Source organism: Microbacterium arborescens (assembly GCF_049707515.1).
GTDB lineage: Bacteria > Actinomycetota > Actinomycetes > Actinomycetales > Microbacteriaceae > Microbacterium > Microbacterium arborescens_B.
This window is the reverse complement of record NZ_JBNAFI010000004.1, coordinates 215136-226348: the sequence shown is the minus strand read 5'-3', so window position 1 is coordinate 226348 and position 11213 is coordinate 215136. Positions and strand designations below refer to the sequence as shown.

The 11213-nt window shown below is 69.6% G+C and carries 9 protein-coding genes; 5 read left to right on the top strand and 4 right to left on the bottom strand.

What is annotated here, in order from left to right; genetic code table 11:
* The first annotated feature begins 95 nt into the window (after positions 1–95).
* From ACPYN5_RS10400 to ACPYN5_RS10385, 4 genes are all read left to right on the top strand, one after another.
* Positions 96–2804 (top strand): cation-transporting P-type ATPase, encoded by a 2709-nt coding sequence (locus ACPYN5_RS10400; protein WP_424448903.1) that lies wholly within the window; start codon positions 96–98, stop codon positions 2802–2804.
* A gap of 88 nt (positions 2805–2892) precedes the next feature.
* On the top strand, positions 2893–3366 hold the full coding sequence (locus ACPYN5_RS10395) for an FMN-binding protein (protein ID WP_424448902.1): 474 nt from the start codon (positions 2893–2895) through the stop codon (positions 3364–3366).
* Entirely contained in the window at positions 3363–4235 is an 873-nt protein-coding gene (locus tag ACPYN5_RS10390; protein WP_424448901.1) for an FAD:protein FMN transferase, read from the top strand. Before ACPYN5_RS10395 ends, ACPYN5_RS10390 begins: the two co-directional genes overlap by 4 nt.
* Positions 4232–5779, top strand: a complete 1548-nt coding sequence (locus tag ACPYN5_RS10385) for an FAD-dependent oxidoreductase (RefSeq protein WP_424448900.1) — start codon at positions 4232–4234, stop codon at positions 5777–5779. Before ACPYN5_RS10390 ends, ACPYN5_RS10385 begins: the two co-directional genes overlap by 4 nt.
* A gap of 27 nt (positions 5780–5806) precedes the next feature.
* Here the strand turns inward: ACPYN5_RS10385 and ACPYN5_RS10380 are convergent, their stop codons facing one another.
* The 4 genes from ACPYN5_RS10380 to ACPYN5_RS10365 all read right to left on the bottom strand — a co-directional run bounded on the left by ACPYN5_RS10380 (position 5807) and on the right by ACPYN5_RS10365 (position 10052).
* Positions 5807–7057 carry an HNH endonuclease signature motif containing protein gene (locus ACPYN5_RS10380; protein ID WP_424448899.1) on the bottom strand — a complete coding sequence of 417 codons (1251 nt, stop codon included), beginning with the start codon at positions 7055–7057 and terminating at the stop codon, positions 5807–5809.
* A gap of 225 nt (positions 7058–7282) precedes the next feature.
* Complete coding sequence (locus tag ACPYN5_RS10375) at positions 7283–7771, bottom strand: hypothetical protein (protein WP_424448898.1); 489 nt, start codon at positions 7769–7771, stop codon at positions 7283–7285.
* Entirely contained in the window at positions 7768–9324 is a 1557-nt protein-coding gene (locus tag ACPYN5_RS10370) for a sensor histidine kinase (RefSeq protein ID WP_424448897.1), read from the bottom strand. Before ACPYN5_RS10370 ends, ACPYN5_RS10375 begins: the two co-directional genes overlap by 4 nt.
* Positions 9321–10052, bottom strand: a complete 732-nt coding sequence (locus ACPYN5_RS10365; RefSeq protein WP_424448896.1) for a response regulator transcription factor — start codon at positions 10050–10052, stop codon at positions 9321–9323. The genes ACPYN5_RS10370 and ACPYN5_RS10365 overlap by 4 nt, the downstream gene beginning before the upstream one ends.
* Before the next feature lie 88 nt (positions 10053–10140).
* Here ACPYN5_RS10365 and ACPYN5_RS10360 point away from each other — a divergent pair, with 88 nt between their 5' ends.
* Positions 10141–11154, top strand: coding sequence for a magnesium and cobalt transport protein CorA (locus ACPYN5_RS10360; RefSeq protein WP_424448895.1), 1014 nt, complete (start codon positions 10141–10143; stop codon positions 11152–11154).
* Positions 11155–11213 lie beyond the last annotated feature (59 nt).

Below are 11213 nucleotides of genomic sequence, written 5' to 3'. Positions count from 1 at the left end.
GCACGACCCCGGCACGATCCTGGCACGATCCGTGCGCCGCGTATTCTCCGGCGGGCTCCCGTGTCGCGCTGCGCCGTACGTCGTAGGATCGCGGCATGGCTGCCCCTGTCTCCGCGGCGGACCTCGAGTCGCCTCGCCCCTACGCTCGCCCCGCGGCCGAGGTCGCATCGGCTCTCGACACCGACCCCGACGGTCTCGCCTCCGACGAGGCGGCGCGTCGCCTCGAGGCGGTGGGGCCCAACGTCCTGCCCGAGGCGAAGCGGACGCCGGCTTGGCTCCGATTCCTGTCGCACTTCAACGACACGCTGATCTACATCCTGCTGGGCGCCGCCGCGATCAAAGCGGTCATGGCCGACTGGCTCGACGTGTGGGTCATCCTCGCTGTCGCGATCATCAACGCGGTGATCGGGTTCGCCCAGGAGGGACGGGCCGAGAAGGCTCTGGCGGGGATCCGAGGGATGCTGTCATCGGATGCCAGCGTCCGCCGGGACGGCGCGTGGCGGAGCATCCCCGCGGCGGAGCTCGTGCCCGGCGACGTGGTGCGCCTCTCGCCGGGGGACAAGGTGCCCGCCGATGTCCGTCTCATCCAGGCGAGTCAGCTGCGCATCGATGAGGCGGCGCTGACGGGCGAGTCGGTGCCCTCGTCCAAGCGGACGGACCCGGTCGACCCCGATGCCGGAGTGGGGGATCGCGCGTCGATGGCGTTCTCGGGCACGATCGTATCGGCCGGTCAGGGGCGCGGCATCGTCACCGGGACCGGAGCCCGCACCGAGATCGGCAAGATCCAGCAGCTCGTCGGCGGCGCGGGCGCTCTGACGACGCCCCTCACGAAGCAGCTCGACGCGTTTGGCAAGGTGCTCACGCTCGTCATCCTCGGCATGGCCGCCGCGATGATGCTCATCGGGCGCTTCGTACACGGGATGCCGTTCGGCGAGCTCGTCTCGGCCACGATCGGCTTCGCGGTCGCAGCGATCCCCGAGGGGCTTCCCGCCCTCGTGACGATCACGCTGGCGATCGGCGTCCAGCAGATGGCGCGGCGCCGCGCGATCACGCGCAAGCTGCCCGCCGTCGAGACCCTGGGGTCGGTGACGACGGTGTGCTCGGACAAGACGGGGACGCTGACGAAGAATGAGATGACCGTGCGGCGGATGATCACCCCGCTGGCCAGCTACGACGTCTCTGGGCTCGGCTATCAGCCGGAGGGCGAGATCGAGCGGGCGCACGGCGACGGCTCGGCCGGGGGAGACCTGGCGGCTCTGCTCGCCGTCGCCGACCTGTGCAACGACGCGCACGTCGTGCCCGGCGAGGATGGCTGGAAGCTCGTCGGGGAACCGACCGAGGGAGCACTGCGAGTCGTGGCGATGAAGGGCGGACACGACGGCGAGGCGCACGGCATAGAGCGCGTCGATGTCCTCCCGTTCGACTCCGAGAACAAGTTCATGGCGACTCTGAACGAGGGTGCCGACGGCTCCCGCGCGCTGCTCGTGAAGGGCGCGCCCGACCGCCTGCTCGACCGCTCGTCGCGTCAGCGCGGCGCGCAGGGCTCGAACGATCTCGACCGCGACTTCTGGGAGGCAGCCGTCGCGGAGCTGAGCGGTGCCGGTCTTCGCGTGCTCGCCGCGGCTCGCAAGCCATCGCGTCTCGATGCCATCGAGATCGATGATGTCGACGATCTCGAGTTCCTCGGGCTCTGGGGCATCCTCGACCCGCCGCGGCCCGAGGCGATCGAGGCGATCGCCGACTGCCACCGCGCCGGCATCCGGGTGAAGATGATCACCGGCGACCATGCCGGCACCGCCGTGGCGATCAGCCGTGAGATGGGACTCGTCTCCGACGACGCGCCTCGCGTGCTCACGGGAGCGGAGCTCGAGGCGCTCAGCCAGGAGAAGCTGAAGGAGGTCGTCCGCGACGTCGACGTCTACGCGCGGACGAGTCCCGAGCACAAGATCCGCATCGTCCGCGCCCTGCAGTCGCACGGTGAAGTCGTCGCAATGACCGGTGACGGCGTGAACGACGCGCCCGCCCTCACACGCGCCGACGTGGGCGTCGCGATGGGCATCAAGGGCACCGAGGCGACGAAAGAGGCGGCCGAGATCGTGCTCGCCGACGACAACTTCGCGACGATCCGCTCGGCCATCCATGAGGGGCGCCGAATCTACGACAACCTGCGCAAGTCGGTCGTCTTCCTCCTGCCGACCAACGGTGCTCAATCGCTCGTGATCCTCGTCGCGGTGGTCTTCGGTCTCGCGCTGCCTCTCTCGCCGGTGCAGGTGCTGTGGGTGAACATGGTGACGGCCGTCACGCTGTCGCTCGCGCTGGCCTACGAGCCGGCCGAGCCCGGCATCATGTCGCGAGCGCCGAGATCGAGCGGCGGATCCATCATCTCGATGCGGGAGCTCGGGTTCGTGCTGATCGTCTCGGTGCTGATCGGCGGCGCGACGCTCGCCGCCTTCGCGATCGCGCGAGGGGCCGGTACCGACCTCGACGGCTCGCGTACCGTCGCGGTGGCGGTGCTCGCGCTCGGGCAGTTGGCGTTCCTGCTGAACTGCCGGTTCCTCACGCGTTCGAGCCTCACCCTCGATGTCCTGCGCGGCAACCGCGTCATCTGGTGGTCGGCCGGGGCGCTGCTCGCGCTGCAGCTGATCTACACGTACGTTCCGTTCATGAATGCGCTGTTCGAGTCGCGTCCCCTCGCCCTTCAGGCGTGGCTGCTTCCGATCGGCTTCGCGGTCGCGATCTTCCTGGCGGTGGAGGGGTTGAAGGCACTGCGCCGGTCATCCGACCGACTCGATGCAAACGCATAGGAAGCACAGGGGAGAGCCATAACGCCCGGCCGCTACCGTGAAACCAGCCCATCTCCCCCCGGAGGGGCACGACACAGGAGGACCCGCCATGATCCGCACCACTGCCGTACCCCGTTCTCTTCGCGTGACCGCCGCTGCGGCATCCGTCGCCGGACTCGCTCTGCTGGCCGGGTGCTCCGGTCAGGCCGAGGCCGAGCAGCCCGCGTCCGACCCGACGACGCCGTCCTCGGGCGGCGCGTCCTCGACCGAGTCGACCGGCGGCGGCGCGTACGCCGACGGGTCGTACACCGCAGAGGGCACCTACCAGACGCCGGAGGGGCCCGAGACGATCACCGTGACGCTCACCCTCGCAGCCGACACGGTGACCGCGGTCGAGGTGACCGGTGAGCCCACGCGCCGCGAGAGCAAGCAGTACCAGTCGCAGTTCATCGGCGGGATCGAGGAGGCCGTGGTCGGCAAGAGCCTCGACGACGTCGAGGTCGACCGCGTCGCGGGCTCGTCGCTCACGAGCGGCGGCTTCAACGCCGCCGTCGAGGAGATCCGTACCGACGCGGCGGCATGACCTCCGCGGCTGTCGCCCCCGGCCGGTGGCACTTCGACGCCATCGGGACGTCGTGGCGCATCGACAGCGAGGCGCCGCTGCGGGAACCCGAGCGCGCGGCGGTGTCGGAGGTCGTCGAGGCGTTCGACCAAGACTGGTCGCGGTTCCGCCCGGACTCGACCGTCAGTCGGATCGCGGCAGGCGGGACGGCCGCCGCGCTTCCCGACGCCGCGGCGATGCTGGCGCTCTACGACGAGCTCGCCGAGGCTACGGGCGGCTCGGTCAACCCGCTCGTCGGCGACGCGCTCGCGCGGCGCGGCTACGACGCGTCGTACACGATGCGTGATCGCGGAGCGGCGGTGACGCCCGCGGATTGGCGCGAGATCCTCGAGCTGTCGGAGAACCGACTGACCCTGCGCTCGGCCGCGACGATCGATGTCGGGGCCGTGGGCAAAGGGCGGCTCGTGGACCTGGTCATGGGCGCGCTGCGGCAGCGGGTGACCGGGTGGCTCGTCGTCGATGCGAGCGGCGACCTCGCACTGGACGGGGTGCAGCAGCGCATCGCTCTCGAGCATCCGTACGATCCGTCTCGCGCCGTCGGCGTCTGGACCCTCGATAGCGGGGCGCTGTGCGCGTCGGCGACGAACCGGCGCGTGTGGGGTGATGGGCTCCATCATGTGCTGGATGCGCGTACCGGCCAGCCCGTGCGGGAGTACGCGGCGACCTGGGCGGTCGCAGCCGACGCGATGACGGCGGATGCCGTCGCCACCGCCCTCTTTTTCGACGGCGGGCCGCGGTTCGCGGATGCCCGCGGGGCGTCGTGGGTGCGGATGCGCACCGACGGTTCCGTCGAATGGTCACCTCACTGCGAAGCGGAGCTGTTCGTATGACATCCCTCACCGCACTTCGGAACCGGACGGTCGGCGCCCTCGGGCGGGTCTCGATGTACCGGCTGGTCCTCGTGGCGCTCTCAGCGCTCGCCCTGATCGCGTTCGTGCTGACGCTCGTGGGGCAGATCGGGGGCGACCCCCTCGCTCTGCCCGTCTCACTGATGGTGCTGGCCGCGGCGATCATCGCGGTGGATGCCGTCGCGCAGCGTGCCCTCGGTCGGACGTGGCGCATCGAGTCGGCCGTGATCACCGCGCTGATCCTCCTGTTCGTCCTGCGTCCGACGCTCGAGCCGATCGGACTGCTGGGGCTGGCCGTCGCGGGCGCCGTCGCTTCCGCGTCGAAGTATGTGCTCGCGTGGCGCGGCCGCCACATCTTCAACCCGGCGGCGGCGGGCGCGACGGCGCTGACGCTGCTGAGCATCCCGTTCCCCGACCTGGGGGCGTCGGCGTGGTGGGTCGGTTCGCCCGTGCTCGCGGTGCCGGTGATCGTGCTCGGCGGGCTGGTGCTGGTGCGCACCGAGAAGGTGCGGGTCGTCGCCGTCTTCCTCGCCGTGGCGGTCGTCGTCGCGCTGGTGCGCACCGTGGTGCAGTACGCGCAGGTGTCGATCCCCGTCGACGCTACGGTGATCGGCCAGGTGCTGTGGTCGTCGCCGTTCCTGTTCCTGGGCGCGTTCATGCTGTCGGAGCCGTTGACCCTCCCGCCGCGTCGTCGCCAGCAGTACGCCGTTGCCGCGGTCGTCGGGGTGCTCGCGGGCTGGCCGATCCTCATCGGCGAGGTCAGCCTCGGCCAGGAGCGCGCGCTGCTGATCGGCAATCTGCTGGCCTTCGTCTTCGCTTACCGCGCAGCCGTGCGGTTGACGTTCGTCGAGCGGCAGGCGCTGACCCCGTCGGTTCGCGAGCTGACGTTCCGCGCGGACCGCGGCTTCCGTTTCCGTCCGGGACAGTATCTGGAGCTCGAGGTGCCGCACCGTCGACCGGATGCGCGGGGGACACGGCGCGAGTTCTCGATCGTGTCGGCTCCCGCGGAGTTGCCAAAGGTGCGGATCGCGATTCGTGAGGGCTCGCAGTCGAGCTACAAGCAGGCGCTCGCCGGCATCGAGCCGGGCCGTGACCTTCCCGTCACGGGGGTTTGGGGTGATTTCGTGCTGCCGGCGCGCACGGACGCGAAGGTGCTGCTGGTGGCGGCCGGAATCGGCGTGACGCCGTTCGTGTCGCAGTTGCGCGAGATGCGCCTGGCCGGAGAACAGCGGGATGTCGTGATGGTCTATGCGGCGTCGGGGGCCGAGGAGCTGGCGTTCCGGGAGGACATCGTCGCCGCGCGCATCCCGGTGATGGTCGTGACGCGCGATGAGCCGCGGGATCTGCCGCCGCACTGGACGTGGGCGGGAGGAGAGCGCCTGACTGCGGCTGCTCTGGCCGGGCTCGTGCCCGACCTCGCCGAGCGTCATGCGTTCATCTCGGGACCGCCGCGGCTCATCGCCGATCTCGCCCCGGCACTGAGTAAGGCGCGCTCGCTGACGACGGATGCCTTCGCCGGGTACTGAGCATCGTGGCACACCAGTACGGGGATGTCAGAAGGGTGGCGGGGCGTCGGGCGGCCCGCCCGTTCCCGCGCCCGGTGGTGGTGGGTTCGCGGTGTCGATGGTGAAGCACACCGCGGGTATCGGGACGTCTTCGCGGTAGATCCTGCCCAGGGGTGAGGTCCATTCGAGGACTCCGCCGCCGGCCTGCCGGACTTCCCATTTGGTGAACTGTTTCATGGAGTGGTGTCGTTGGCAGAGGTGGGCGAGGTTGAAGATGTGGGTGTGGCCGCCTGTGGCGTAGTCGATGGTGTGGTCGAGTTCGCAGCGGATCGCGGCACGCCGGCATCCGGGGAATCGGCAGTGCTGGTCTCGGGCGGTGAGGAGTTTCTTCATCGACGCGGTGGGCCGGTATGTGTCGATCTCGACGGGGGTGCGGGTGACGGGGTCGATGAAGAGCCGGTCCCACTCGGACACCTGTCCGGCGAGCTGCCGCGCCGTGTCGGCGTCGATCAGCGCGGCCCCCACCGCCTCGGCGGGGTGCTCGTCTTTGCCCATCAGTGTCTCGGCGGTGACGGCGACTTGCACGCGTCCGCGGATCGCGCCGAGCCCGCCGGCCCGATCAGTCCCGTACGTGGGGTCCACGACCGGCGCCCCGCCGAGCACGAGGTCGCTGAGGATGTCGGCGCGCAGCTGATCCATCGTCCGCACGTCGGGTGCCTCGGCAGCGCCCGCAGCATCCGCGCCACCCGCGCCCGCAGCATCCGCGCCACCCGCGCCAGCAGCGCCCGCACCGTCGCCCACCACGCCACCCGCCCCGGCTGGCACTCGTGCGTCCTTGACCGCCTGGCCCATCTGCGTGAGTCGGTCGAGCATCCCCACCGCGATCACCGTGGGGACGGTCGCGATCACATCCGACATCCCGTCGGGACCGTGCAGCATCCGCACGCACCGTCCCGCGGCAGCTTCTCGGTGCCGCTGTGTGAACGACCGCTCATGCAGCTTCTCCGTCAAAGCCCGCAACGGCTCTCGGACTCGGGTGGCGATGTCGCGCTCGCATACCGCGATCGCCGCGACCTCGAACTCCGCGCGCACTTCGGCGGGCACGCCGGCGCCGGTTTTCACGACGACGTCGACGTGGTCGCGGGTGATCCGGCGCGACTCCCACGCCGCGAACACGGCGGGGTAGTCATCCACGATCGTCAACGCGTGATCGATATCCGCCTGCAGTCGGCGGTCGCTGCGCCGCGCCAACCCTGCTGCCTCGGCCGCGACCGACCGCAGTTCCATGTCCGATGCCATCCCACGCACCCCATCACGGCGCGCCTCACGCAGCGCCGACCGACCCAGATCAGCCAGTGCCCGCGTTGTGAGGATGTCAGCGGCGTGCGACGCGTTCAGTGCCTCAGCGAACGTCGAGAACGCGTGGGCGTGTGGCGACGGACCGAGGTCCCCGCCCTGATCGCGCTCAACACGACTCGCTTGCATGTACCCATGATGACAGGGGGTACGACATTCCTGTCGTAATTATGTACGCCTGGGGGTAAGTGGCAGAAGAGCCCGAAGAGGGAGGAGCGGATGCCGCACACCGCCGCCGGAGCGACGACTCACGCGTCCCCCCCGGCGCCGCTGCAGGGCGGATCGCACCTCCTCGACCGCACTCTCGATTTCATCGATCTCGGACACGACGTCGTCGAATCCCTCCGTCGCGTCGCGTCCGGTCAGGCGCGCCCTGAGCACTCTCTTCGCCGCAGCGCGATCGACACCTTCGGGAAGCGCGAAGGCGAGCACGTCGAAGTCGCGCTCGGCGTAGCGATGCACCGTCGCCCGCACCCCGCCGAGGCGCGGCTCCTCGCTCTCGAGATGGAGGTGGGCGCGTAGCTCGGGGTCGTACCCGGTCGCGCCGACGTAAGCGACCTCACCCGAGTCGATGTCGATCCAGACGTACAGCCACGAGCCGCTCGGCTGCACTCGGCCCTCGCGAACGGCAATGATCCGCGTCTCCTGCTCCCTCATTCGGCATCCGCCGCATCGTCGTCTTCCGCTCGCGACGCAGCGGCATCGGGGTCGGCGGGCCGGGCCGTCAGGCGCAGCTCGAAGGTCGTCGAGCCGGGCTCGCTCTCGACGGTGAGAGATCCGCCATGCGCGGCGACGATGGCCCGGGCGATGGAGAGGCCGAGTCCGGTGCCGCCTGTCTGCCGCGCACGCGACTGGTCACCGCGCGAGAAACGCTCGAAGATCTCGTCGGCGATGGCCGGATCGATACCGGGGCCATCATCGTGGACCCACAGGATCGCCGTGCCGCCCTCGACGCGTACGCCCGTGGTGACGGTCGTCCCGGCGGGCGTGTGGACGCGCGCGTTGGCCAGCAGATTGGCGATGACCTGGGTGATGCGGGTGGCGTCCGCAGCGACGACGGCCGGCTCGTCTCCGACCTCGAGGCGCCACTCGTGGTCTTGACCAGCGGCGCGCGCATCGGCGACCGCGTCGACCGCGAGCGCCGTGAGGTCGACGGACCCGTAGACGAGCTCGTGACCCTCGTCGAGTCGCGCGAGAAGCAGCAGGTCTTCGACCAGGCTCGTCATCCGGAGAGACTGCGCCTGGATCCGCTCCAGCGCCGACGTCGTCGTCTCCTCGACGCCGGGTACGCCCTGGCGCATCGCGCGCAGTGAGAGCTCGGAGTATCCCCGGATCGAGGCCAGGGGAGTGCGCAGTTCGTGACTGGCGTCGGCGACGAAGGACCGCATCCGCTCCTCGTTGCGCTGGCGGGCGACGAGAGAGGAGTCGACGTGATCGAGGAGCGTGTTCAGCGCGGCGCCGACGCGGCCGATCTCGTCGTGGTCGTCGGTCTCCTCCTCGGGCACGCGCTCGGTAATCGAAACGGCGCCTTGGGCGAGGGGGAGGGATGCCACCCTCGTTGCGGTATCGGCGACGACACGCAACGGTCGCAGCGACCGTTGAATGACGACGGCGATCGCGGCGCTCAGCAGCAGCAGGCCGCCGATCGTGACGATGGTGATCGTGGTGACGACTGTCGCGACCGTCCTGTCGACCTGCGCCAGCGGGAGCGCGCCGAGACCCGTCACGTCGCCGGCCTTGTAGGTGACCACTCGGTAGGCGCCGAGGTCGCCGATCTCGATCGTGGCGGCGCCGGAGCCGAGGTCGGCTGACGCGAGGTCGTTCAACTCCGCAGCCGTGAGGCTTCGCACCCCGTCCTCGCCGTCGAAGGTCGCGCCGGTGACCGGGCCCCTCGGGTCCTGCACGAGCAGCGTGTAGCCGTAAGGCAGTCCCTGCGTGTTCGCGATGGTCTCCTCCGCCGAGCGCAGGCGCACGACGTAGCTGTTGCTGTCGAAGAGCTTCAGTCCTCGGGTCAGTGACTGCGCGTTCGTGTCGACGGTCCCGACGAGGACGGTCCCGATGGTCGTGGCGAGTCCGACCGCACTCGAGATCAGCGTCAGCGCGACGATGCTGACGACGGTGAGCATGAGGCGGGTCTGCAGCGTCCAGCGCTTGCGGGGGCGTGAGCCCGCGCGTGAACGCCCCGGATCGCGGTCGGACGAAGTCGTCACTGCGGCGCTTTGATCATGTAGCCCACACCGCGGACGGTGTGGATGAGCGGTTCCCGTCCGGCGTCGATCTTCTTGCGCAGGTACGAGATGTAGAGCTCGACCACCGAGGACCGGCCGCCGAAGTCGTAGTTCCAAACGCGATCGAGGATCTGCGCCTTCGACACGACGCGTCGCTGGTTGCGCATGAGGTAGCGCAGCAGCTCGAACTCGGTGGCGGTGAGTTCGATGCTCGTGCCACCACGCTCGATCTCGTGCGAGTCCTCGTTGAGGGAGAGGTCGCCGACGCGGAGGACGGGGTCGGCGCCGCCGGCGGTCGCGGTTCCTGCGCGGCGCATGAGGCCCCGCAAGCGTGCCACGACCTCCTCCAGGCTGAAGGGCTTGGTCACATAGTCGTCGCCTCCCGCCGTCAAACCGGCGACGCGGTCGCCGACGGAGTCTTTCGCGGTGAGGAAGAGCACCGGGACGTCGTCGCCCGATTGACGCAGTCGCTGCAGCACCGACATCCCGTCGAGGTCGGGCATCATGATGTCGAGCACCATCGCGTCCGGCTCGAATTCACGGGCGAGCGAGAGGGCTTCGAAACCGGATGCCGCAGCGCGGACCTCCCAGCCCTCCATCTTCAGCGCCATCGAGAGCAGATCGGTGAGCATCTGCTCGTCGTCGACGACGAGCACGCGCAGCGGGGAGCCGTCGGGACGCTTGAGAGGGGCGGGCGCTGGAGTGGTCATGGTGACATTCTGCGGTGTTCGCTATGGAGAAGCTATGGACGACGCTATGCCTGCGCTGTGAGCGACGGTGGTGGCATACGGTGACGTCATGACGAACGTCGAGACAGCGGTCTACGTCGATGGAGCGCCGGTGCCCGGCGACTTCTCGCCCCGGGCCGCGCTAGCGCTCGCGCGGGAGCGTCAGGGCTTCGCGTGGATCGCCGTCGTCGATGCCGACGCCTCCGAGATCGAGGCGCACGCCGCCGATCTCGGCCTGCATCCGATCGCCGTGAAAGAGAGCCTGCGACCACACCAGCGCTCGATCTTCGAGCGGTTCGACGACAACGCCTTCGTGGTGCTGCAGCCGGCGCACTACGACGACGCCTCCGAGACGGTGCGCTGCGATGAGATCGACGTGTTCCTCGCGCCGCAGCTGATCGTCACGGTCACGAGATCCGATCGGATCGACCTCGCCGAGCTGCACACCCGTATCGAGACGCACCCCGGGCTGCTCCGCCGGGGCTCGGCGTCGGTGATGTGGGTGCTCGCCGAACTCGTCACGAGCGGGTATCGCGCCGTGCTGGACGGCGTCGAGAACGACATCGACGAGATCGAGGACCAGCTCTTCGGCGACGACCCCGGGGTCTCGCGGCGCATCTTCGACCTGCAGCGCGAAGTGATCGACTTGGCCCACGCGACGACACCGTTGCCCGATGTGCTGACGCGTCTCGGGGCGATGCTCACGGCGGCCTCACCCGACGCCGAGCCGGCCGGATGGGACGATGTCCGTGCCCGCGCCCAGTACGTGTCCGAGCGCGTGCTGTCGATGCGGCACACGCTCGATGATGCCCTCACGATCCATGCGACCCTCGTCAATCAGCGACTCGACGAGAAGATGGCGGACATGACCGTGGTGCAGGTGCGTCAGAACGAGCAGGTGAAGAAGATCTCCTCGTGGGCGGCGATCGGGTTCGCCCCGACGTTCGTCGCCAGCCTCTACGGCATGAACTTCCGGTTCATGCCGGAGCTCGACCAGCCCTGGGGCTATCCGATGGCGATCGGCCTGATGGTGCTGCTGAGTGCGGGCCTGTACGGGATCTTCAAGCGCAACGACTGGCTCTGACTCCGACGGCGGAGGCCTCGACGGCGAAGGCCCCGACGAGCGGAGATGCTCGCCGGGGC